Origin of the sequence: Enterococcus sp. AZ163 (assembly GCF_050498925.1) — a bacterium.
Lineage (GTDB): Bacteria > Bacillota > Bacilli > Lactobacillales > Enterococcaceae > Enterococcus_A > Enterococcus_A ferrettii.
The window spans coordinates 2,187,199-2,212,500 of sequence record NZ_JBIPAO010000001.1; the positions used below are offsets into that span (position 1 = coordinate 2,187,199).

Here is a 25,302-nt window from a genome sequence, read left to right on the forward strand (position 1 = left end):
TAATTATTTTTTATCAGGTGGCTTCAGTGTCAGATTCGATTTGGAAAATCTTGGCTAGCTGTGACTTGATAAGAGACTTAGTGGCTTCAAAAAAATTGCGAATAGGGTCGAGCTTCAAGGCTAAAATTCGTAATTCACTGGTTTCAAAGTAATCCGCAAAGTACCAGAAAAATCGCTTCATCGTTTTGGTTGCTTTCGTGTTCTTAAATAAGTAATGAACTAAATCCTGCAATACCAGAGCGAACTCCTTCGCACCAAGCTGATATCGGACACGCAAAGCAAGTAATAATTTAATGGTCATCGTGCCATTCTGAGTTTCTTGATAGTATTCCATGACTTTTTCCTCGATCGTCTCGCGTTTGAGGTTAAATAATTGTTGGTGAGTGAAGGGCTGCTCTGGCATAATATATTCCCACTTTCTTTTCATTAGTAAATAAATTGATACGTATCATTCAAGCCAGATTCCTAGAAAACCCAGCTTGAGTGAATAAGATAAGAGAAGGGCGGCACGTCTGCCACGGCTTCTCAACAGTAATTAACGTGTGACAGGAACTTCTTCAAATATCGTTGTTTCAATTGTTTCTACATATTTCGCACTTACGACAGTTTCATATTGACGAATGCCATCCTTCTGGAAAAGATTCAATTTAGCCATCTCTTCTAAAAGGCCTTTGATTTGAGAAGGGGTCTTCGTGGTATCTGGGTTGCTCAAACTCCAGGTTTGGCTTTTTCCCATACCATTTCTGAAAATAGAAACTAACTTAACAACTTTACTCATACTTATTCAACCTCCTTGGTGATTCGAGATTGCACAGTCAGGATGACACTATCCAATGAACTGCCTTGCTGGGATAGCTCTGCCATGATCTCTCCTAATTTGACTACATCCGCTTCAGGTGGATTATCAATTACGTTTGAGAAATTCACTTTTTTCTGTTTGTCTTCGCCTGCTTGTTCGATTTGTACTTGTAATTTGGTACCCAGATTTTGAATCATTTCGATTCCTCCGTTTTCTGTAAAGGTTTGTTTGTCGTTATTTTGTTTTTGTTCCGGCCGGTGACTAAAAGATATAGAATTTTTCAAAAAAAAGCTAGAGCAGTTATAGACAAAAAAAGTGAGTTATACGCCGATTTGAAAAATAGAAAGGTTGATAATAAAGGATTCTATTTTTTGGAGAAGCGAAAAAAAGCCAAAAACCTGCGTATAACGTATAAAAAATTTTTTTAACTTATTTGAGACTTTTTTGATTGGAAATGACGATAAAGACTGCTATAACAGTATTCTTGTCAAAAAGTTAATTCGATATTTATTTTCTGCTAGCCAAAAAAGAACAGAAGGAAGGACAAAAAGACCAAAAAAAGAAGCCCGCTCCACCTGAACTTAGGTGGAACGAACTTCTTTTAATTGTTATTTATATCGATCGTTGATTGCGTAAAAGCTAAAAAGAAAGGTCATCAAAAGTGATAAACGGATTCTTTTCTAAAAGTTGAGCCAAGGCATAGTGAAGTGAATAGTGTTGGAAAAATTCACCATATGTAATGGGGAAGTCCTGCAGTATATCCTGGTGGCGATGGCTCAATTGATCAATAAATGGAGTATCTGGTAACTCTAGGTAATCTAAGGGGTGCATGTCTGGAGAAATACCAGTAACCCAGGACATATCCCGCTTGGAACATGTCAAGCTCAATAGTGCATTCGCCGCATACTTATCAATCGCTTGTTTGCTGGTGTGAACCACTAGCCCTGGACCAGTCGCCATTTTGATGAATGTTCGTTCAGATTCTTCTCGAACTTTATTCATCGACAAAGGATTAAGCCAGATGGAATTTTTAGGTGAAGCTAATGGGAATAGAACAAATTTGGCATTAATCATGGGCAATAGCCGTTTTTGAAACCCTTTAATTTGTTTTAAAACGTTAGAAGTTAAATAGTAATTATAGAACGTTGAAGACTCCTGTTTTCGAAGTAGGGTAGTTAAGGTGTGGAACGTTGAATGGTAGCATTGATTGCTGTCATGGAAGACAAGGGTGCCTCTTTTTCCAGGAATGGGCAAGACCATGTGAATGGTTCGAATCCCTAAGCGTGGGTAGCTGGTATAGGCTTCTTCAAGCAACTCCTCCCATTCAGGTGACCATTTGGTGCAGTCTAAGTATTTAACGCTTTCATTCCCCTGTGAATCTTTTCCTTTTTTCTTTTTCATTTTTTTCACTCCAGTTCTTCTCAAAAAAATAATTTAATTAATGGCGGCTGATTTCTTTGATTCTTACCAACGAATCGTAGCCATATAATAATAATACTATAAAAATTAAATTTTGGAATAGGTGCAAAAAAGGGGTTATTCGAATTTTTCTCTGAAACAACTATAAAATAATTTATGTAATTTTAACTTTTTGGTCATTTGTGTAATATAATAAATATATAGAAATGATTTTAAGGGAAGTTCTATTTAACCTTTGGGGGTATCGAAATGAACATAATGGTTAATTTGAAGGGGTTCTGTTGTAAAATTTATGTCCTGGTCTTCTCAAGACTAAGAACTTATAAAATTTTGAAAGAGGTTCGGCCTAAAAGATTATTGTTAACTGAATTAATTATAGAATAAGCGGTTTGAATACGCAATATCTTTTAAAAAAATAATTATTGTGATTTGTTTTATTTATTCCTATTAAGTAGAGCGACTACAAATGGCAGAATAAAGGATACTTTCTATTTGCCGTCAAAAATACCGTCATTTAATGAAAGGAAAATGAATTATGCGCAGAGGCGAGAATATATATAAACGAAAAGATAAACGTTGGGAGGGACGTTATCCGATTGGAAAGCGGGCAGATGGAAAAACGAAGTACCGATCTGTGTACTCTAGGACGCTTCAAGGCGTTCGTAAGAAGCTGTATCCATTAAAAATGAAGTATCAATTGCTTCAAGAAAAACAAGGCTTAGCTTGCTTTTCCTTCCAAGAGTGGGGCATGCAGTGGTTACAGCAGGTGAAGCAAGATGTAAAGGAATCGACATATGCGAACTATGAACACAAATTATGTCATTATGTTCTGTCGGTAATTGGGGAGTATAGTCTCAATGAATTAGATAAGGAAACAGGGATAGAACTATTGAACTCCTTACAGCAACGGGGTCTGAAAGCTTCAACGATCCAAGTGGTCTTCCGTATTGTAAAGCAGTGCATGAATCAAGCCATCAATCAGGAATTATTACATGTGAATCCTTTTACATCAGTCAAACTACCTAAAGTAGAAAAGCGACAGCAGCAGGCACTTACTAAAGTTGAACAAAAAAACTTGGAAGAGATAGCCATTGAGGAAGAGACAAGTAAAGGCTTGCCGACATTATTGGCTCTACATGCTGGGTTACGAATTGGTGAAGCAGCAGCCTTATCGTGGGAAGACATCAACTTTAAGACAAACACCATTCATGTCCGGTCAACCTTTCAACGAGTATTTTCTCTATTGGAAGAACAAAAAACCAAGCTGATCTATACAAGCTCGAAAACAGCTTCCTCTATTCGGTCTATTCCAATGAGTAAGTTACTAAAAAAGGTATTACTGAAGCATAAGGCGCAATCCAGTGGGAGATTTGTCTTTTCGACTGCAGAAAACCCTTCAGAACCACGTTTACTGACCTATCATTTTCATAAAATTCGTAAGAAGGCGAACCTTGAGCACATTCATTTCCATCAACTGCGCCATACCTTTGCGACGCGCTGCATTGAAAGCCAAGGAGATATTAAGAGTGTTAGTCAAATGATGGGGCATAGCTCAACACAATTAACGCTGGATACCTACACGTCTTCCTTTATGGAACAAAAGGTTCAAGTAGTGAAACAAATGGAAAAAGCCATCAGTTAAAAATGAACACTAGATAATAATAATTATCAAAAAGTGTTGATTGGAACAACAGGGTGGCTTTTTTTGCATTTTTTAAGGAAAACGCTTACTCGGATTGGCTAATCAATTTCTTCGAAAATTCAGTTCGTTGTGTCTAAAAATCCAGAAAAATTAGTCATTTGATCTTTAGAAAAATTTAAAAAATCTGAGCATAAAATTTTTTTAACTCTCTTTAAACCGTCAAAGGCCGTCAGTTGATGGCTTTTTTGTTGGCTTTAGAGGTTTTTTAGTGTGTGTCTTAGTCTTGAGAAGACCAGGACATAAATTCTCCCATTTTATAGAAGGTAAAACGGGGAATCGTACATTTTTAATCATAAATAAATGATTAAATACAGCGTTTAATCGCATAGAAATTAACTGTCAGGAGGAAATGCCATGGACATTCACAGACGAAACCCGCTAGTGGAATCGTTTCATTACGATCGAATACAAGATACGACGGAGCAGCAACTGCTTAATTTAAGTATCCTTCCACTGGATACCGAACAGCCAGAATCTTTAGAACAGCAAACCTGTACGATTGGAACGCGGCTAGATTTTTCATTAACGGTTAAGCAATTTAAGGTTTCAGGTGGCATTAGCCAAATCAACCATATTAAAAATAAACTGGTTGAATCCCAAGACGATCTCACAGAGTCTGAAATTACGGAATTAGTCACCCCCTTATTAGAAATTGTGCAGCGCTTAACATACGAAACGAGTGAAATCGCTCTAAATGAGCCAGGAACCTTTTTAGATTTTAATCAAGTGAATGGTTCTAGTCCCTTATGAATGAATAAAGTATCTGCAACTACAGGTGTTGTTCAAGAAACGACCTGATTCGATTATAGCAAAAAGTAACGGGATAGGAGAAAAATAATTTGAAAAAAAATATCAGCGCGTGTGGAACCGAGAAGTGTTTCGTTCACAAAGTAAACATCCAAAAATAAAGAAAGGGATTATTGGCACTACTACGCTGCTAGGTTCGGCTTCGATTGTATTAAACAGTACCTCTGTTTTTGCCCATGCAGCAGAAGAGACCGTATTGACTGAGAATAAAGCGATTAATGAAGCGGCACCAAACAGCGGTTCTATTACGTTCAGTTCAAGTGAACTAATCAAAACGGAAAAGGATACACCGGCTGTTTCCCAAGCAGAAACGACTGAGAAAGTGGGACAGAATATTGAAGAACCAGCAATTGTATCTGATAAAGAGGAAGCAGTGGCATCGGAACAAAAAGACGAAAAGGATTTAGCACCAACTACCACTACTGATTCCACTCAAGCTTCAGAAATAAATGAAAAAGAGGAAAGCTCTGGCGAAGAGAAAGAACCCGCGATTTCGGAAACGGAAGAATTACCAATAAGTAATGTGGGTGAGGAAGAGGAGATGCCGCTCCCTGATCCAGGTCAACAGGAGAGGCCAACACCGAATCCTGGAGATGAGGTTGAAACACCTACTCCTGATCCAGGTGATGAAGAAGAAACACCGGCTCCTACTCCTAAACCAGAAGAGAAACCAGCACCAAAACCTGAACCAGAAAATCCAAAGCCAGAACCTGAACAGGAAGTTCCAGCTCCTGAACAGCCAAAACCAACTGAACCAGAAAAGGAAGTACCCATTCCTGAATCAGAGTTTGAAGTCATTTATGTGCAACAGCCTGAACAACAATCGGTTCAAGAACAAATAACTGAACCGATTGTCATTCACTCACCAGAAAATATAGTGTCCGTTGGTCCACAACAGACAACAGTTAGTCATGGTTCCATCAAGTTCGATCGCAATTTGACCACGACAGAGTTTATTGAAGAAATCGGTGAAGCAGCGAGAGAAGTCGGGCAAGAACATGACTTGTATGCTTCAGTCATGATCGCCCAAGCGATTTTGGAATCCGGTTCTGGTGGTAGTCAATTGGCACAAGCACCCAATTACAATTTGTTTGGGATTAAAGGAACACACGAAGGCAAGAGTGTTAGTTTCGCCACTCAAGAAGACACGGGTGGCGGCAATATGACCACCATCCAAGCCAGCTTCAGAGCCTATGACGATTATGAAGATTGCTTTGAAGATTACGCTGAATTGTTGAAAGAAGGCATTTCCGGCAATCCTGATTTTTACAAAGGAGCTTGGAAAACAACGACTGAAAATTATGAAGAGGCTACAGCTTTCTTGACTGGTAAGTATGCGACGGACACTTCTTACAATAAGAAGCTGAATGGCTTGATTGAAACGTACAATTTGACCCAATACGATCATCCAAAGGAAGAGGGAACGGCAACTAATCAAGTCGCTTCATCTGGTTATCTACTTCCCTTAAATGATTTTGTGGTATCCAGTTCTTTCGGAATGCGCGGTAGTGAATTCCATCGCGGGATTGATTTAGCCGCTGGTGAAGGCATGCCAATCTTCGCTAGTAAGAGTGGAACAGTCCTAATCGCAGAGTATCACTATTCTTGGGGCAATTACGTTGTAATCCAACATGACAACGGTGAAACAACTTTGTACGCCCATCAACGTAACTTTGCAGTCAATGCAGGGGAACGCGTAGAACAGGGACAAACGATCGGGTTTGTTGGCTCAACGGGTAACAGTACCGGCAGCCATTTGCACTTTGAATTGTGCTTAGATTCAACATTAGCAGTGGAGCGGCTTGTTGATCCAGCGACTGTGCTGTTTTAGGAAAGGTGGAATTGGATGAAATTTGATTCAGAGAAAATTAAAAAGACAACTTTCCCCGTTGCGTCCTTCTCCGGCTATCGCAAGTACGATGTGGATGATTTTCTCCATTATGTAGCTAAGGATTATCGACGCTTTGAACAAGACAAAGAGGATTTAAAAGAAGACATTGAAATGATTACCGAGCGCCAGAAGAAGCAAGAAGACGAGTTCAGTAAAGAACGCTCTCGTTATGTGATCGAGTTGCACGAACAAAAGAAACGTATGGAAATACTGGAAGAACAACTAAAGCAGGTTTCACTGGAAAAAGAACAGGAAGCTGCTAAGAAATCCAGCAGTACGTTCCAAGAAGCCATTCTGATTTCCCAGGAAACAGCACTGGAAATTGAGCGCAGTGCCGAACGAGAAGGCGCCAAGATCATTGAAGAAGCCCATGTGGAACGTGGACGAATTATTAAAGAAGCCAAGGAAGAGCAAGCAACAATCCTAAAAGAAGCCGAAGCCAAACGCAATGCCCTGCAACTACAAGCGAGAAAATTACTAAATGAAACAGAACAGAAAAAAAACGAAGTGGAAGCCCACTGCCAAGAAGAGCTGCATAAGTTAGAACAGGAAAAAGAAGTTATGTTGCAGCAAGCCAAACACGAATTGAATTTATTAGCGGAAGAAATGGCTCAAACCAAACAGGAAATCGAAGCAGCCAAACGAGAAGAAATCAACTTCCGCGACACGCTGATCTACGATTACAAAGCAGCCCTAGCTAAAGTCAACGATATGAAGTGGCAAAGCTGGCAACAGACCTTTGAAGACAAGCTGCATCAAATCCAAGCATAGAGAGGAAATCGATCCATGAATTTTGAAGCAGTGGAACTGCGCAAGCTCACCTTTAAGAAGAACGCCTTAGGCGGCTTCCGCCAAAGCGATGTCAATGATTTCTTGCGAAACGTCGCCGATGACTATGAAACCTATGATGAACGGATTCGTCGTCTCGTTGAAGACAAAGAAAAGCTGGAAAAAGAGCTCAATTCGAAACAATCTAGTCAACATAGACTATCTACCCAGCAAGAAACTGAAAAGAATAACTTACTACAAAAGCTGCAACAATTAGAAGCAGAACTTCGTCAGCTAAAAACACAAAAAGCTGAATGGGATCAATTCAAGCAGCTGCATCTGGAGTATCAAGATATTTCCAAGATGAGACGCATTGCCCAACAGACCTTGGAGGCTGCAGAAAAAGCTGCCAATAAACTATTGGAAGAAGCCGAACGGAAAAAGCAGGAAGTACTGACTACCGCTGAGAATCAAAAGAAGACATTGTTAACTGAGGTGGAACAACAAACGCAAGCCATGAGAAACCAAGCTGAAGAAGAACGACTCCAAAATCTCTTCAATAGTAAATTGGAAATCAGTGCCCTGCAAAAGGAACAGGAAGAGCAAGCAGCTGAGCTAGAGCGGCAACGGCAGATTCTAGAACACAAGCAGCAAGAACTAGTCCAGCTGAAAGCCGAGATTCACAATGACATTCAAACCTTCGCAGGCATGATGACCGCAACAAGGCAGGAAATCAGCCAAGAATATACCGACAGTATTGAAACACTCACCAAGAAAAACGAAGTCGTACGAAAGGAAACCAAAATCAGCCACCAGCCAGCTATTCATGTGCTGGAACAGGAAAAAGAGGTTATGTAAGTGAAGAATGAAGAGCCGCGGCTAACTTCCATCTATGATCCTTTTGTGCTGCGCTATCTCACGTTAGCGAAAAGATTCAATCACAAGGTTGTATTTCTTTATGAATTTAAGGAATACAAAACTCTCAAGGAGATTCTATTGTTAGCTGACAGAGTCAAAGAACTTGCTAGAGTGGAGCATCGTTGATAGTTCTGGATGTCATTTAAAGAATAAGTCAAACGTGGTCGATGGCGATAAGCATCGGCAAGTAGATTGTTGGAGAAGGAGATATTTTTGAGTGGAGCAGCAAGTAAACAAACTGGAAAAGTTAATCAAACAAGTGCCGATTGAGACGGCGGAGCGACTGGTATTTTTGTCGGTTTCTAAAGGAAACAATCGAGCCAAAGTAAAAAATATTCGAGCAACAACCTTAGAGGGCTGCATGGAATGGCTCAAGAAAGAACTAGCGAAAGTCGATAGTAAGAAGCAGTACATTCGGGTAGACGTAGTCAAAACGATAGAAGAATGTAGCTATCTAGAATTAATGAGGAAATTTTCTGTCGTTACGCGGAATAATTACTTTCGCAGAGGTATTGCTTTCGATAAGAAATTCAACACCGCTTTTCTAGCCGAAGAACTGATGGGTAATGCCTTGATTCGGCCTTCAGCTAAACACAAGGTAGGATTCAATTCACCAGAATTGTCCTTCAATCAAAAGAATATCGACAGCTACATGAAGAAAAAATACGGACAAACATTAAAAAACAAAATTCCCCAACGGAAATTCTATGTGTTTGAAACCCAAGGATACTACTTGGAAGAGGGCAAATGGTTGACCTTAGCTACTCAACCTGTCCAAGCAGGAATGCGAACAGTCGATTACAAAACCCTGCCACCTTCCATTGATTACGCAGTAGGGCAAGGTGCCGCTTTTCTCCAGCGGCAAATTCAAGATTCCGGCCAGTTCATTTATGGCTACTATCCAACCTATGATTATCAATTGACTGGTTACAATTCTGTTCGACACTTTTCTAGTTTGTATGCTTTGTTAGAAGCCCAGGAGTATTTAAAACAAAGTAAAGAATTAAAAGCCACAGAACGAGGACTAGATTGGGGATTAGCCAATCTAACGATTCAGACAGATGATGCCTTGTATATCAAAGAAAAAGCCAGATCAGGCATTTCCCTAAAATTAGGTGCACAAGCATTAGCTGTGTTGGCTTTGGCTAAATTTCAACTGATTACTGGTAATACCAAGTATGAAGCAGCGATTAATCAATTGATTCTAGGCATGGAACGCCACTTTGTCGATGAAAAAGGTGAAACCACTCATATTCTAAATGAGAACCTTGAAACCAAAAAGAAGTTCAACATCATTTACTACGATGGAGAAGCTGTCTTCAGCATTTTGCGAGGCTATGCCATCACAAAGAATCCGCAGCACTTAGCTTTGGCGAAAAAACTATTCAATCGCTTTGTAGCAAAAAATTATGAACGGTACCACGATCACTGGCTAAGCTACGCCACCAATGAAATTTTGTTGTATCTAAAGGAACAAAAATACTACGAGTTTGGCCTAAAAAATGCCTTTGAGAATTTAAACTTTATCGAGCATCGAGATACCGCCTATCCTACTTTATTGGAATTACTAATAGCAGCCATTAAAATGACGGATCAGTTGAAGGCATCCGATGACTATAAAAAAGGGAAATTCACTCAATTTGTTTCGAAAACCGATTTCTGGCGCTTACAACAAGTCGCCATTAAACGAGCCGTAATCGAGATCGAAAAAGGGGTCATGCATCCTGAAATGGCAATGTTCATGAAACGACCAGATAAAATCGTCAATGGGTTCTATACCCGACACGATAAATTCCGAATGCGGATTGATGATCAGGAACACTTCCTCAGCGGACTGATCAATTTCTATACCTATTTCTACATGGAATAATTAGATACAAAGGGAGAAAATAGTAAAAAAAGGGGAGTTGCAAAACGTATGAGTAAAAGAAGGAAAATGGTGTACCGGCATGAACCAATTAAGAAATACCGGATGCACAAAGTGAAAAAGAATTGGGTAGTCAAAGGCGGCGTTGCTGGGGCAATGTTGGTCAGTATGGTTGCAGTTCCAGCCAGCAGCATGGTTGCTCAGGCGACAGAAAATGAGGTTGCGGATGCCACGACTGGTGAAGAGATAGGCACTGTTGCCAGCAGTGATCCAGTGGAGGAAGTGACACAATCAGGAAATGAAGTGGTGAGTGCGGATGTTGATACAACCACACAGCAGATTCAACCGTTAGCTACTGACAATAGAGATGGGACGACTACTTGGATTGCCAATGAAGACGAAGGAGTAACTGTTCTTAGAGACAGTATTCAGCGAATCACCTATCCAGGAGGTCCAGATGCTCCCAATGAATATGAAGATTGGGTTTTCGACGCAGGATTGAGATTTCAATTAGAAATTGATAGTTCACGAACAAGTATCAAATCTGGAGATAAAATTAACATACCTATCACTAGTGACAAGGATGGATACGTAGGCGCTGCTGGTCATGGAGCTTTTTCTGAGATGAAAGGTACCATTTCTGGAGTAGGTTCAATCGAGTATATATCAGATGATGTCGGATTTTTGATTACGGTTGATAATGATATCACTAATTCAATAATAGTTAATACTGAATTGGCGGGGGGAGGGGGCACAGCCTTTCCAGTAAGGTATAATCGTGAATCACAAAGAATGGAAGCAGTCGATGTATCTATCTTTTTTGCAGGAGAAATGCTTGAGACAATTAGCTCCACGTATATTGTGGAACCTGGCTTTGGTAGTGCAGCAACTGCATACGGAGGTTTAGGTCCTCAAGCCCACAGGATAATGGTAGGTGCTAGTTATTCTAACACAAATAAGGTATCAAACATTATCCAAGAAATAGAACCTGAACCTGAAGCAGAATCAATCGTGCAAATCAGTCGAATTAGTCTTGATTCTGCCCCATCCTACTATACGGGAATGGACGGTTCAGAATCAACCAGTTATGTTTATGGAAGGTTCTATGTTCCTCACCCAGATGGATCTGGAGAATTGTTTTATATTGGAGTTTTATTAAGAAGTGAAGGACTTACTTTTGTAAATGTAAATGCGGATGCTTCTAATGAACAAATAATGGCGGCTTTACGTGAGACACCAAACTCTTACACGTCAATAATGAATACTGATGGTACCTATACAATGGCAAGAAATGTTGTAACTTCAGGGGAAAATGCTTTTACTCTGACAAAAACAGATGAGTATAGAGCCTATATAGAAAGTGGTGAGGGTTCTACACCAGCAGACTTTATAAGGGATTGTCTAGGAATAGAATATAATGACCAAAATTTAATTGATAGAATTAATGATGTATATAGTAATGAGGCAATGTCCGTAGAAAATAATGTTTGGTTTTCATTTGAAGATGATAGTGTTTCGCATACAGCGACAATGGATTATTTTGATTCATTAGGAAACGAAGTATTATCAATAGTTGGTACTTCTATCCCAAACCAATACACAATTCAGGAACAAGCTGCATTGAATATCAATTATCTTGAATCGGGAACTAATAACATTATTCAAGCTCCCACACAAATTTCTGGATTTAGAGGTAGAACAAGTGCAATCTCTTCAGAGGACATTGATTTAACGGAATTAGGTTATGAACTGGATTTAACCAATTTACCAGAAGGAGCAAACGCAACAGACGGTTCATTGGAATACACGTTTCCAGAACCAGATCCAGAAAACCCACAATCTATAACGTATTACTATACACCTATAGAGTACACGGCTGACGTGAGGTATCTCTTTGATCCAGATGGCACAAGGGGAAACTTAATCCCGGTTAATGAGGCCGATAATGAAGAGATATCAGGAGTCACGAACACTGACACATTTATCTTTGCAAATGATTATCGTGATCGAGGGTTAGTGTTAGTAGAACAACCAGATATGACGGTTGTTTTTGGACCAGATATGGAAGAAAACTATGACTTCATTTATCAGGAGGTAGGAAGCCTAAGTTATAACACCACAGCCTATAAAGGACCTGCAGAAGACTTAACTCAGTTGACAAATACTAGTGGACCTTACACGATTAACGACGATTATGAAACAGTAGAATATATTAACATACTCTTTATTCCAGATGGCTATCATTTAGAAGACGAGGAACGGAATGTTTATCAAAACGGAAATAACTTTGTCCCAAGAAGTCCGGTAGAAGATACAATATTAACCTTAGTGCCAAATGATGCAACGATAACGTATACCTACGAAGATGATCAAGGACAGCCATTAGAAGGTTTTGCAAGGATCGAAGAAGAAAGCCTAGTAGGAAATGATATTGAAGATAGAGCGCATGTAATACAAGGCTATTACTTATCAGAAACCACTGTTTTAGGAGAAGAGGCCAGCAACACCAGTGAACTGGGAAGAGTTGGAACTTCAGGCACAGCAGAAGTTGTGTATACCTATAAAGAAATGGGCAGCTATGTCTTTGTCAGTGAGGATGGATCAGATTCACCAGAATCAATTAAATATGAGAATCATTCAACAGATCCTACACAAAGAAATCCAGATCAAGTGATTCCTTATGTAAAAGAAGGATACACACCAGTCGATAGCACAGGAACACCTTTGGAATGGGTGGATCCAGAAGATGAAACCAAGGGCTATAAAGCACCAGAGGTAACTTCACTAGATGAAGATACTGAAATCAGATATAACCAAAATGATGATGAGAGCGACTCGGACAGTGACTCGGATTCGGATAACGATTCAGACTCGGATAGCGATTCAGATTCAGACAGCGACTCAGATTCGGACAGTGATTCGGATTCAGATAGTGACTCAGATTCGGACAGTGATTCGGATTCAGATAGTGACTCAGACTCAGACAGCGACTCGGATTCAGATAGTGATTCGGACTCGGATAGCGACTCGGATTCAGATAGCGACTCAGATTCGGATAGCGATTCAGACTCAGACAGTGACTCAGACAGCGACTCGGATTCAGATAGTGACTCAGACTCAGACAGCGACTCAGATTCGGATAGCGACTCAGATTCAGACAGCGACTCGGATTCAGACAGTGATTCAGATTCAGATAGTGACTCAGATTCGGATAGTGATTCGGACTCAGACAGCGACTCGGATTCAGATAGTGACTCGGATTCAGACAGCGATTCGGACAGCGACTCAGATTCGGATAGCGACTCGGATTCGGATAGCGATTCAGATTCGGACAGTGATTCGGACTCAGATAGTGATTCAGACTCGGACAGTGACTCGGATTCGGATAGCGATTCAGACTCAGACAGCGACTCGGATTCAGATAGTGATTCGGACTCGGATAGCGACTCGGATTCAGATAGTGATTCGGACTCGGACAGTGACTCAGATTCGGATAGCGATTCAGACTCAGACAGTGACTCAGACAGCGACTCGGATTCAGATAGTGACTCAGACTCAGACAGCGACTCAGATTCGGATAGCGACTCAGATTCAGACAGCGATTCGGATTCAGACAGTGATTCAGATTCAGATAGTGACTCAGATTCGGATAGTGATTCGGATTCAGACAGCGACTCGGATTCAGATAGTGACTCGGATTCAGACAGCGATTCGGATTCGGACAGCGACTCAGATTCGGATAGCGACTCGGATTCGGATAGCGATTCAGATTCGGACAGTGATTCGGACTCAGATAGTGATTCAGACTCGGACAGTGACTCGGATTCGGATAGCGATTCAGACTCAGACAGCGACTCAGATTCAGATAGTGATTCGGACTCAGATAGCGACTCAGATTCAGATAGTGACTCAGACTCGGACAGCGATTCAGATTCAGACAGCGACTCGGATTCAGACAGTGATTCGGACTCGGACAGTGACTCGGATTCGGATAGTGATTCGGACTCGGACAGTGATTCGGATTCAGATAGTGATTCGGACTCGGACAGTGACTCAGATTCGGATAGCGATTCAGACTCAGACAGTGACTCAGACAGCGACTCGGATTCAGATAGTGACTCAGACTCAGACAGCGACTCAGATTCGGATAGCGACTCAGATTCAGACAGCGACTCGGATTCAGACAGTGATTCAGATTCAGATAGTGACTCAGATTCGGATAGTGATTCGGACTCAGACAGCGACTCGGATTCAGATAGTGACTCGGATTCAGACAGCGATTCGGATTCGGACAGCGACTCAGATTCGGATAGCGACTCGGATTCGGATAGCGATTCAGATTCGGACAGTGATTCGGACTCAGATAGTGATTCAGACTCGGACAGTGACTCGGATTCGGATAGCGATTCAGACTCAGACAGCGACTCGGATTCAGATAGTGATTCGGACTCGGATAGCGACTCGGATTCAGATAGTGATTCGGACTCGGACAGTGACTCAGATTCGGATAGCGATTCAGACTCAGACAGTGACTCAGACAGCGACTCGGATTCAGATAGTGACTCAGACTCAGACAGCGACTCAGATTCGGATAGCGACTCAGATTCAGACAGCGATTCGGATTCAGACAGTGATTCAGATTCAGATAGTGACTCAGATTCGGATAGTGATTCGGATTCAGACAGCGACTCGGATTCAGATAGTGACTCGGATTCAGACAGCGATTCGGATTCGGACAGCGACTCAGATTCGGATAGCGACTCGGATTCGGATAGCGATTCAGATTCGGACAGTGATTCGGACTCAGATAGTGATTCAGACTCGGACAGTGACTCGGATTCGGATAGCGATTCAGACTCAGACAGCGACTCAGATTCAGATAGTGATTCGGACTCAGATAGCGACTCAGATTCAGATAGTGACTCAGACTCGGACAGCGATTCAGATTCAGACAGCGACTCGGATTCAGACAGCGACTCAGATTCGGATAGCGATTCGGACTCAGACAGCGACTCAGATTCAGATAGTGATTCGGACTCGGATAGCGACTCGGATTCAGATAGTGATTCAGACTCAGATTCAGATAGTGACTCAGACTCGGACAGCGATTCAGATTCAGACAGCGACTCGGATTCAGACAGTGATTCGGACTCGGACAGTGACTCGGATTCAGACAGTGATTCAGATTCAGATAGTGACTCGGATTCGGATAGCGATTCAGATTCGGACAGTGATTCGGACTCAGATAGTGACTCAGATTCAGATAGCGACTCGGATTCGGATAGCGATTCGGACTCAGATTCAGATAGCGATTCGGACTCGGACAGTGACTCGGATTCAGATAGTGACTCGGATTCGGATAGCGATTCGGACTCAGACAGCGACTCAGATTCAGATAGTGATTCGGACTCGGATAGCGACTCGGATTCAGATAGTGATTCAGACTCAGATAGCGACTCCGATTCAGATAGTGACTCAGACAGCGACTCCGATTCGGACAGCGACTCAGACAACGACTCCGATTCGGACAGCGATTCAGATTCAGACAGCGACTCGGATTCAGACAGTGATTCGGACTCGGACAGTGATTCAGATTCGGATAGCGACTCGGATTCAGACAGCGATTCGGATTCAGACAGTGACTCGGATTCAGACAGTGATTCAGATTCAGATAGTGACTCGGATTCGGATAGCGATTCAGATTCGGACAGTGATTCAGACTCAGATAGTGATTCGGACTCAGATAGTGACTCGGACTCGGACAGTGACTCGGATTCGGACAGTGACTCGGATTCGGATAGCGATTCAGACTCAGACAGCGACTCGGATTCAGATAGTGATTCAGACTCAGACAGCGACTCAGATTCAGACAGCGATTCGGATTCAGACAGTGACTCAGATTCAGATAGTGATTCGGATTCAGACAGCGACTCGGATTCAGACAGTGATTCGGACTCGGACAGTGACTCGGATTCGGATAGCGACTCAGATTCAGACAGTGATTCAGACTCAGACAGCGACTCGGATTCGGATAGCGATTCAGACTCAGACAGCGACTCGGATTCAGATAGTGATTCAGACTCAGACAGCGACTCGGATTCAGATAGCGACTCAGATTCAGACAGTGACTCAGATTCAGACAGCGATTCGGATTCAGACAGTGACTCAGATTCAGACAGTGATTCAGATTCAGATAGTGATTCGGATTCAGATAGTGACTCAGACTCGGACAGCGATTCAGATTCAGATAGTGACTCAGATTCGGACAGTGATTCGGACTCAGATAGTGACTCAGATTCAGATAGCGACTCGGATTCGGATAGCGATTCGGACTCAGACAGCGACTCAGATTCAGATAGTGATTCGGACTCGGATAGCGACTCGGATTCAGATAGTGATTCAGACTCAGACAGCGACTCGGATTCAGACAGTGATTCAGATTCAGACAGCGACTCGGATTCAGACAGTGATTCGGACTCGGACAGTGATTCAGATTCGGATAGCGACTCGGATTCAGACAGCGATTCGGATTCAGACAGTGACTCGGATTCAGACAGTGATTCAGATTCAGATAGTGACTCGGATTCGGATAGCGATTCAGATTCGGACAGTGATTCGGACTCAGATAGTGACTCAGATTCAGATAGCGACTCGGATTCGGATAGCGATTCGGACTCAGATTCAGATAGCGATTCGGACTCAGACAGCGACTCAGATTCAGATAGTGACTCAGATTCGGATAGCGATTCAGACTCAGACAGCGACTCGGATTCGGACAGTGATTCAGATTCGGATAGCGATTCAGATTCGGACAGTGATTCAGACTCGGATAGCGATTCAGATTCGGATAGTGATTCAGACTCGGACAGCGATTCAGATTCGGATAGTGATTCGGACAGTGATTCAGATTCGGACAGTGATTCGGACTCAGACAGCGACTCAGATTCGGATAGCGATTCGGACTCAGACAGTGACTCAGATTCGGATAGCGATTCAGATTCGGACAGTGATTCGGACTCAGATAGTGACTCAGACTCGGACAGCGACTCAGATTCGGATAGCGATTCAGACTCAGATAGTGACTCAGATTCGGACAGTGACTCGGATTCGGATAGCGACTCAGATTCAGACAGCGATTCAGATTCGGATAGTGATTCGGACTCAGACAGTGACTCAGATACGGATAGCGACTCAGATTCGGACAGTGACTCAGATTCGGACAGTGACTCAGATTCCGATGGTTCTAAAAAACTTCCAAGTACAAACAATGGTTCTGGAACTTCTGCTGGTAAAAAGACACTTCCGAGTACAGGAGCAGAAGATAGTCAACTGATTTATTCTATAGCTGGACTGGGAATGGTTGGATTAGGACTTACTTTTTATGGTGGTTCAAAGAAAAAGAAAAAAAGAAACGAACTATCTGAATAAGTAAGCACCTGAATGAAGCTGCACAGCTCGGGCAGCCAAGCTTGTGCAGCTTCATTTTTTCAAGAGGAGGAAAATGTTAATGGATTTAGACGGGATGAAACGTGAATATCAACCCTTAAATGAAAAAACGATCATCTATCGAAGAAACGGCAAGAAAATAGTCTTGGCCAGCAGCCCGTTATTGGTATTGTTTTTGAGTTCTTTGACAGCTGGAAATGTGTACGCAACGACAGCTTTGCCACAAGATACGTTAGATAATCATTCAGAGTTTACCTTTGAGACAGTGAACGAGTTTATTTCCTTGAGTAATGAAATCGGTCTACAATCTACAAACTACTTTGAAGAGCCTGATGATGTTGCTGCATCTCCTGCAAAAAAGAAAATTTGGGTAGAGGTTGTTCTCGCTGCTTTAAATAGAACAGGAGCATTGATCAATGAACCGGGGGTTATTGAAAAAATAGAGAATATGCTCGCTGTCAGAACAGCTAATTCTTTGAATAGAGAAGTTGTTCAAGCTGCCGCTGACGAATTGGATGTAGCGATTGATGAGGCTAGAGGGTTAAGAAATGATGCAATGCAGAAGGCAATGACAGAAATAAATAATGATAAGCGGACTCCTAGTAAAAACGCCACCTACAAAAACTTCATTGGTCCAGCCTATGATACTTTAAAAGCAACATATAAAGCTGTTACTGACAACCCACCAACGAAAGCCACGAGTGATCTAGTAGCGGATACCGCAGCACATGCTCAATTGAGAATTTTGGTTGTCGAGGAGGTTAAAGCGTACAGAGGTCAACCAGGTCCTCTTTCTGACCAATGGGTGGCAAAAGCTAATGTCACCTACAGTTATGTAGATACATTTGGTAACATGATTGCTGAAGAGACCACTCTTGAAGAAGAAGTAGGAGCTGCTGTTCCAGAGAATAAATTGGATATTCCTAACTATACCTTCAAAGAAGTGCAAGCAGGTTCAGCAGAAACGGTTTTAGAAAATGATGAGTCACGAGTGACCTATGTCTATGAGGGGAACCCAACCACAGTCACCTACCGTTATCTAAGTGACACTGGGAAGGAATTAACTGAAGATGAAGTGAATTCTGACTATGTAGTTGGCCAAACGATAACTGATTCTGAAGCAAAGACATTTGACCATTATACCTTTGTGAGAAGAGAAGGAGACATCGTTGCTCAGCCAGATGGTTCATCAGTCATCATCTATATCTATGAAGGAAACGCGTCAACAGTTACGTATCGATATTTGAATCAACATGGAGAGGAAATCCATCCACAAGTAACGGATACGCAACGATTTGATGATAGTGTTACCAACAAAGAAGAAGTCATTCCTGGTTATGACTTTGTCCAAATGGATAGTAATTCTAATACCGTTCTGGCAGAGGATCAAACTGTTGTTACCTATATCTATGACGGTCATGAGAAAACAATTACCTATCAATATATAGATAAAGATGGTCTTTTAATTAATGAAAAAACAGAGACCGCAAAAGTTGGCGATACGATTACGGATAAAATTGACATTGAAACTGGCTATCTCTTTATAGAGAAGCAAGCAGAATCATCTGAAGGGGTGATTGGTGCAGATGACACACCAGTAGTTACGTACGTGTATCATCAACTGGGAGGGTTTATTTGGTCCGTTCCTATTACTGAAGATCCTGAAGTACCAGAAACTGCATTTGTACAATATGAGAATGATCCAGAAAATCCAAGTGGTATAGCAGAAAATTTAGTTGTTCCTTACTATCCAGGCTTCATAGCAACTGACAAAGATGGCCAAGAGTTAGACTTTGTTGACGAAAATGATCCAACTAAAGGTTATAAAGCTCCAATTGTTGAGAATCCAGAGGAAGAAACTGAAATTATATACTTGAGAGATGATGAGTCGGATAGTGATACAGACTCAGATAGTGATTCGGACACAGACAGTGACTCAGATTCGGATAGCGATTCAGACAGTGACTCAGACTCAGATAGCGATTCGGACTCAGATAGCGACTCAGACTCGGATAGTGATTCAGATTCAGACAGTGACTCAGATTCGGATAGTGATTCAGACTCCGACAGTGACTCAGATTCAGATAGCGATTCAGATTCGGACTCCGACAGTGATACAGACTCAGATAGCGACTCAGATTCGGATAGCGATTCAGACTCGGATAGCGACTCAGATTCGGATAGCGATTCGGACTCCGACAGTGATTCAGATTCGGATAGTGACTCAGATTCAGATTCGGACAGCGATTCAGACTCGGATAGTGACTCAGATTCGGACAGTGATTCAGATTCGGATAGCGACTCAGATACGGACAGTGATTCAGACTCGGATAGTGACTCAGATTCGGACAGTGATTCAGACTCGGATAGTGACTCAGATTCGGACAGTGATTCAGATTCCGATAGCGATTCAGACTCGGATAGTGACTCAGATACGGACAGTGATTCAGACTCGGATAGTGACTCAGATTCGGATAGTGATTCAGACTCCGATAGCGATTCGGACTCAGACAGTGACTCAGATTCCGATAGCGATTCAGACTCAGACAGTGATTCAGATTCGGATAGTGATTCAGATTCAGACAGCGATTCGGACTCAGACAGCGATTCAGATTCGGATAGCGACTCAGATACGGACAGCGATTCAGATTCGGATAGCGACTCAGATACGGACAGTGATTCAGACTCGGATAGTGACTCAGATACGGACAGTGATTCAGACTCGGATAGTGACTCAGATACGGACAGTGACTCAGACTCGGATAGCGATTCGGACACAGACAGTGACTCAGACTCGGATAGTGATTCGGACTCAGACAGCGACTCGGACTCAGATAGCGACTCAGATTCGGATAGTGATTCAGACTCGGATAGCGATTCGGACACAGACAGTGACTCAGATTCCGATAGCGATTCGGACACAGACAGTGACTCAGATTCCGATAGCGATTCAGACTCAGACAGTGATTCAGATTCGGATAGTGATTCGGACACAGACAGTGACTCAGACTCGGATAGTGATTCAGATTCAGACAGCGATTCGGACTCGGATAGCGACTCAGATTCGGACAGCGATTCAGACTCAGACAGTGATTCAGATTCGGATAGTGATTCGGACTCAGACAGTGACTCAGATTCGGATAGTGATTCAGACTCGGACAGCGATTCAGATTCGGATAGTGACTCAGATTCCGATAGCGATTCAGACTCGGACAGTGACTCAGATTCCGATAGCGATTCAGACTCAGACAGTGATTCAGATTCGGATAGTGATTCGGACACAGACAGTGACTCAGATTCGGACAGCGATTCAGACTCGGATAGCGACTCAGATTCGGATAGCGATTCGGACTCAGACAGTGATTCAGATTCGGATAGTGACTCAGACTCAGACAGCGATTCAGATTCGGATAGTGACTCAGATTCCGATAGCGATTCAGACTCGGATAGTGACTCAGATTCGGACAGTGATTCAGATTCGGATAGCGACTCAGATTCGGACAGTGATTCAGACTCGGATAGTGACTCAGATTCGGATAGTGATTCAGACTCGGATAGCGATTCGGACTCAGACAGTGACTCAGACTCGGATAGCGATTCGGACTCAGACAGTGACTCAGATTCAGATAGCGATTCAGACTCAGACAGTGATTCAGATTCAGATAGCGATTCAGACTCAGACAGTGATTCAGATTCGGATAGTGATTCGGACTCAGACAGCGACTCGGACTCAGATAGCGACTCAGATTCGGACAGTGATTCAGACTCGGATAGCGATTCAGATTCGGATAGTGACTCAGATTCAGATAGCGATTCGGACTCAGACAGTGACTCAGATTCCGATAGCGATTCAGACTCAGACAGTGATTCAGATTCGGATAGTGATTCGGACTCAGACAGTGACTCAGACTCGGATAGTGATTCAGATTCAGACAGCGATTCGGACTCGGATAGCGATACGGACTCAGACAGTGATTCAGATTCGGATAGTGACTCAGACTCAGACAGTGACTCAGATTCGGATAGCGACTCAGACAGCGACTCAGATTCAGATAGCGATTCAGACTCGGACAGCGACTCAGATACGGACAGCGATTCGGATTCAGATAGCGACTCAGATACAGACAGTGATTCGGATAGCGATACGGACTCAGATAGCGATACGGACTCAGATAGCGATACGGACTCAGATAGCGATACGGACTCAGATAGCGATACGGACTCAGATAGCGATTCGGATTCAGATAGCGATTCAGACTCGGATAGTGACTCAGATTCGGACAGTGACTCAGACTCGGATAGTGATTCAGATTCAGACAGTGACTCAGATTCGGATAGTGACTCAGACTCAGACAGTGACTCAGATTCGGATAGCGACTCAGACAGCGACTCAGATTCAGATAGCGATTCAGACTCGGACAGCGACTCAGATACGGACAGCGATTCGGATTCAGATAGCGACTCAGATACAGACAGTGATTCGGATAGCGATACGGACTCAGATAGCGATACGGACTCAGATAGCGATTCAGATACAGACAGCGATTCGGATTCAGATAGCGATTCAGACTCGGATAGTGACTCAGATTCGGACAGTGACTCAGACTCGGATAGTGATTCAGATTCAGACAGTGACTCAGACTCGGATAGTGATTCAGATTCAGACAGTGACTCAGACTCGGATAGTGATTCAGATACAGACAGCGATACGGACTCGGATAGCGACTCAGATACGGACAGCGATTCAGACTCGGATAGTGACTCAGATTCGGATAGCGATACGGACTCAGACAGTGATTCAGATTCGGATAGTGACTCAGACTCAGACAGCGATTCAGACTCGGATAGTGACTCAGATTCAGATAGCGATTCAGACTCGGATAGTGACTCAGATTCAGATAGCGATTCAGACTCGGATAGTGACTCAGACTCAGATAGTGATTCGGATTCAGATAGCGACTCAGATACGGACAGTGATTCAGACTCGGATAGTGACTCAGATTCAGATAGCGATTCAGACTCGGATAGTGACTCAGATACGGACAGTGATTCAGACTCGGATAGTGACTCAGATACGGACAGTGATTCAGATTCAGATAGCGACTCAGATTCGGACAGTGATTCGGACTCAGACAGTGATTCAGATTCGGACAGCGACTCGGATTCTGATGGGGATGTTGACTATGAAGATTGGGTGGTTACTCCACCAACACTGGATCCAAACTATGTAGGTGGCTCAGTCATTACTGGCTTTGTGCCAGATCAAGATACTGATTTTGACCGGTACTACACGATGGATCTATATATTAACGGCCAATTGTTTATCGCAGATGTTCCAATGACTCCTGGAAGCAGCTTCTCGATTGACTTAAATGACTATCTTGCTCGTATGGCAGGTATTACCTTGGAAGAAGGTGACGTAGTTGAAATTATTCTGAAGGGGCATCAGCCTGGAGAAGAACAAAAAGAGAGCGAAAAGGTGAAGGATATCGTAAGAGCTGATAATGAATCGGATAGCGATTCAGACTCGGATAGTGACTCAGATTCCGATAGTGATTCAGACACTGACAGCGATTCGGACTCAGACAGTGACTCAGACTCGGACAGCGATTCGGACTCAGACAGTGATTCAGATTCGGACAGCGACTCAGATTCCGATAGTGATTCAGACACTGACAGCGATTCAGACTCGGACAGCGATTCGGACTCAGACAGTGATTCAGACACTGACAGTGACTCAGATACGGATAGTGATTCAGATACGGATAGTGACTCAGATACGGATAGTGACTCAGATTCTGATAGTGATTCAGATTCGGACAGTGACTCAGACTCAGACAGTGATTCAGATACGGATAGCGACTCAGATTCAGACAGTGATTCGGACTCGGATAGCGATTCAGATTCCGATGGTAAACCTATGGTAAGTTCAAACCTGAAAAAGACAACCGGTCGAACTACGAAGACAGGGGCATTACCTAAGACAGGGGCCGATGTGAAGGAAGCTGCTTATCCAGCAGCCGGGCTCGGCTTGCTAGGTCTTGGATTATTGGGACTAAAAGATAAACTTAAACGAAAAAAAAGCAGGACCAAAGACACGATTGATGAGTTTTTCGATAAAGATGAGTAGGAAGTAATAAGGAAACGAACGATCTCTCTAGAACAAAGAATTAATCTTTTTAGACGGATCGTTCGTTTTTTTACCCTTACAAGCTTCTTTTTAACAGAAAGGGAAAATATGAAGAAAAAAGTTTTGCGATTTTGTTCTTTTTTACTGATCGTTGTGGGTCTGTTTCTTCTATTTAATAAACCGCTAATCAATTTTTTCATACGTCACACGGGTGCTGTTTATGACATTAGTCAGCTTTCTAAGCGGGACTTAGAAAAGAACAAGCAGAAAGAAGAAACTTTCGATTTCGACCAAGTGAAGTCTCTCTCTTCAGAAGCAGTGGTAAAATCTCAGCTGGCTGGAGAAAAAAAAGAACTGCCAGTGATTGCCAGTATTGCGATTCCAAGTGTGAAGATTCGGCTGCCGATTTTTAAGGGATTATCGAATGAGGCCTTGCTTTATGGTGCAGGTACACTTTCGCCTGATCAGGAGATGGGTGCAGGCAATTATGCCTTAGCCAGTCATCGGTCGGATCAGCCGGATTTATTGTTTACGCCATTAGAGAATATCATGTTGGGTGACCTCATTTATTTAACCGACCTTTCCTATGTGTATACATACGAAGTAATTGAAAAGGAAAAGGTTGTGCCAACTAAAACAGAGGTATTGGATGTCGTACCTGAGAAAAAGCTGTTGACACTGATTACTTGCGGGGACTTGTATGCAACGAATCGGTTGGTGGTTCAGGCAGAATTAATTGAAGTGACACCGATGAAGCAGCTGTCAGAAGCAGCTGCCCAAGCCTTTCAGCTTCCGATTCAATCGTATTGAAGGACCAGCAGATGGCTTATGTGGAAGAGAGGGAATGAATGGTATGCGGCTAATCTTACTATTAACCAAGAATATTTTAGTAGAACAACAGTTACAGGAACAATTGCAGCAGTTGAATTATGAAGTGCTGTGCTCGGTTCAAGCCTTTCACCAATTGAGAAAAGAAGGGTATGTAATGGTGGACCACCAGGTGATCATCTTCAGTGAAACCATCACCAATCGAGAAATTGCGGAACTCTTACCGAAAATGGTCTCAGGGAACCTTGTGATCTTTCGCAAATTCAGTGTGGCGCCCTCTTTAGAGGAACAGGAACAACTGAGGAAGTTAGGATTGAAGGAATGGATTTCAGGCGATATTCCTTGTGACCAGCTGAGGGAGCGCTTAGCTGAGAAGATGGAGCTGCTGCAGCAAACCGAAGAGCAGGAACGTGCTTCTCACCAGCAGCATTCCGTTATGACGGAAAAGCTGCTGGAACATTTTCTAAAGACATTAACGAAAAAGGAAAAGAAGGTATTCCTTTATTTACAGGAAGCCAATGGTGAAATTGTTTCCCGCGAGGAGCTGTGCGACTACTTATGGAAAGAAGAGCTTAATCATTCTCGCATGTCACAGTTGTCCGTGTTAGTGAAAAAAATTAAGCAAAAGCTGAAAGAATCAGGGTTTAGCGAAGACTTACTGCGGACTATTTGGGGCAGCGGGTATTGCTTAACGCCTGAGTTTTCACTGGAACTTATAGAGTAAATT

15 protein-coding genes are annotated in these 25,302 nt (G+C 42.6%); 11 read left to right on the forward strand and 4 right to left on the reverse strand.

Translation table 11 applies throughout. From position 1 onward, the window contains the following. Window positions 1-13 precede the first annotated feature (13 nt). The 4 genes from IGI46_RS10340 to IGI46_RS10355 form a co-directional block, all read right to left on the reverse strand. Complete coding sequence (locus IGI46_RS10340; protein WP_429973963.1) at window positions 14-403, reverse strand: hypothetical protein; 390 nt, start codon at window positions 401-403, stop codon at window positions 14-16. A 132-nt stretch (window positions 404-535) separates the two neighbouring features. Then, the gene (locus IGI46_RS10345) at window positions 536-778 is read right to left on the reverse strand and encodes a DUF2922 domain-containing protein (protein ID WP_429973389.1); all 243 of its coding nucleotides are present in this window, start codon (window positions 776-778) and stop codon (window positions 536-538) included. 2 nt (window positions 779-780) lie between these two features. After that, the gene (locus tag IGI46_RS10350; protein WP_429973390.1) at window positions 781-996 is read right to left on the reverse strand and encodes a hypothetical protein; all 216 of its coding nucleotides are present in this window, start codon (window positions 994-996) and stop codon (window positions 781-783) included. 442 nt (window positions 997-1,438) lie between these two features. Then, on the reverse strand, window positions 1,439-2,200 hold the full coding sequence (locus IGI46_RS10355) for a hypothetical protein (RefSeq protein WP_429973391.1): 762 nt from the start codon (window positions 2,198-2,200) through the stop codon (window positions 1,439-1,441). Between the two features lie 553 nt (window positions 2,201-2,753). On the opposite strand from IGI46_RS10355, the gene IGI46_RS10360 reads away from it, so the two are divergent. The 11 genes from IGI46_RS10360 (at window position 2,754) to IGI46_RS10410 (ending at window position 25,299) form a co-directional block, all read left to right on the forward strand. Continuing rightward, window positions 2,754-3,860: a tyrosine-type recombinase/integrase gene (locus IGI46_RS10360; protein WP_429973392.1), complete on the forward strand. Its 1,107-nt coding sequence runs from the start codon at window positions 2,754-2,756 to the stop codon at window positions 3,858-3,860. Window positions 3,861-4,274: 414 nt separating this feature from the next. Further along, entirely contained in the window at window positions 4,275-4,670 is a 396-nt protein-coding gene (locus IGI46_RS10365; protein WP_207705450.1) for a DUF1149 family protein, read from the forward strand. A gap of 124 nt (window positions 4,671-4,794) precedes the next feature. Next, on the forward strand, window positions 4,795-6,558 hold the full coding sequence (locus IGI46_RS10370) for a glucosaminidase domain-containing protein (protein ID WP_429973393.1): 1,764 nt from the start codon (window positions 4,795-4,797) through the stop codon (window positions 6,556-6,558). Window positions 6,559-6,573: 15 nt separating this feature from the next. Then, window positions 6,574-7,389 (forward strand): DivIVA domain-containing protein, encoded by an 816-nt coding sequence (locus IGI46_RS10375; protein ID WP_429973394.1) that lies wholly within the window; start codon window positions 6,574-6,576, stop codon window positions 7,387-7,389. A gap of 15 nt (window positions 7,390-7,404) precedes the next feature. Further along, entirely contained in the window at window positions 7,405-8,244 is an 840-nt protein-coding gene (locus tag IGI46_RS10380) for a DivIVA domain-containing protein (protein ID WP_429973395.1), read from the forward strand. After that, entirely contained in the window at window positions 8,245-8,430 is a 186-nt protein-coding gene (locus tag IGI46_RS10385) for a hypothetical protein (protein WP_429973396.1), read from the forward strand. Between the two features lie 91 nt (window positions 8,431-8,521). Next, complete coding sequence (locus IGI46_RS10390; RefSeq protein ID WP_429973397.1) at window positions 8,522-10,174, forward strand: hypothetical protein; 1,653 nt, start codon at window positions 8,522-8,524, stop codon at window positions 10,172-10,174. Between the two features lie 48 nt (window positions 10,175-10,222). Then, window positions 10,223-17,599: an LPXTG cell wall anchor domain-containing protein gene (locus IGI46_RS10395; protein ID WP_429973398.1), complete on the forward strand. Its 7,377-nt coding sequence runs from the start codon at window positions 10,223-10,225 to the stop codon at window positions 17,597-17,599. Between the two features lie 79 nt (window positions 17,600-17,678). Next, entirely contained in the window at window positions 17,679-23,747 is a 6,069-nt protein-coding gene (locus IGI46_RS10400; RefSeq protein WP_429973399.1) for a MucBP domain-containing protein, read from the forward strand. 108 nt (window positions 23,748-23,855) lie between these two features. Beyond that, the gene (locus IGI46_RS10405) at window positions 23,856-24,557 is read left to right on the forward strand and encodes a class A sortase (RefSeq protein WP_429973400.1); all 702 of its coding nucleotides are present in this window, start codon (window positions 23,856-23,858) and stop codon (window positions 24,555-24,557) included. A gap of 34 nt (window positions 24,558-24,591) precedes the next feature. Next, complete coding sequence (locus tag IGI46_RS10410; protein ID WP_429973401.1) at window positions 24,592-25,299, forward strand: winged helix-turn-helix domain-containing protein; 708 nt, start codon at window positions 24,592-24,594, stop codon at window positions 25,297-25,299. The last annotated feature ends 3 nt before the right edge of the window (window positions 25,300-25,302 follow it).

Bases quoted from the DNA above. Each gene is read 5' to 3' on its own strand.
- IGI46_RS10340 (WP_429973963.1), bottom strand. From the start codon at position 403: ATGCCAGAGCAGCCCTTCACTCACCAACAATTATTTAACCTCAAACGC.
- IGI46_RS10345 (WP_429973389.1), bottom strand. From the start codon at position 778: ATGAGTAAAGTTGTTAAGTTAGTTTCTATTTTCAGAAATGGTATGGGA.
- IGI46_RS10350 (WP_429973390.1), bottom strand. From the start codon at position 996: ATGATTCAAAATCTGGGTACCAAATTACAAGTACAAATCGAACAAGCA.
- IGI46_RS10355 (WP_429973391.1), bottom strand. From the start codon at position 2,200: ATGAAAAAGAAAAAAGGAAAAGATTCACAGGGGAATGAAAGCGTTAAA.
- IGI46_RS10360 (WP_429973392.1), top strand. From the start codon at position 2,754: ATGCGCAGAGGCGAGAATATATATAAACGAAAAGATAAACGTTGGGAG.
- IGI46_RS10365 (WP_207705450.1), top strand. From the start codon at position 4,275: ATGGACATTCACAGACGAAACCCGCTAGTGGAATCGTTTCATTACGAT.
- IGI46_RS10375 (WP_429973394.1), top strand. From the start codon at position 6,574: ATGAAATTTGATTCAGAGAAAATTAAAAAGACAACTTTCCCCGTTGCG.
- IGI46_RS10380 (WP_429973395.1), top strand. From the start codon at position 7,405: ATGAATTTTGAAGCAGTGGAACTGCGCAAGCTCACCTTTAAGAAGAAC.
- IGI46_RS10395 (WP_429973398.1), top strand. From the start codon at position 10,223: ATGAGTAAAAGAAGGAAAATGGTGTACCGGCATGAACCAATTAAGAAA.
- IGI46_RS10400 (WP_429973399.1), top strand. From the start codon at position 17,679: ATGGATTTAGACGGGATGAAACGTGAATATCAACCCTTAAATGAAAAA.
- IGI46_RS10405 (WP_429973400.1), top strand. From the start codon at position 23,856: ATGAAGAAAAAAGTTTTGCGATTTTGTTCTTTTTTACTGATCGTTGTG.
- IGI46_RS10410 (WP_429973401.1), top strand. From the start codon at position 24,592: ATGAATGGTATGCGGCTAATCTTACTATTAACCAAGAATATTTTAGTA.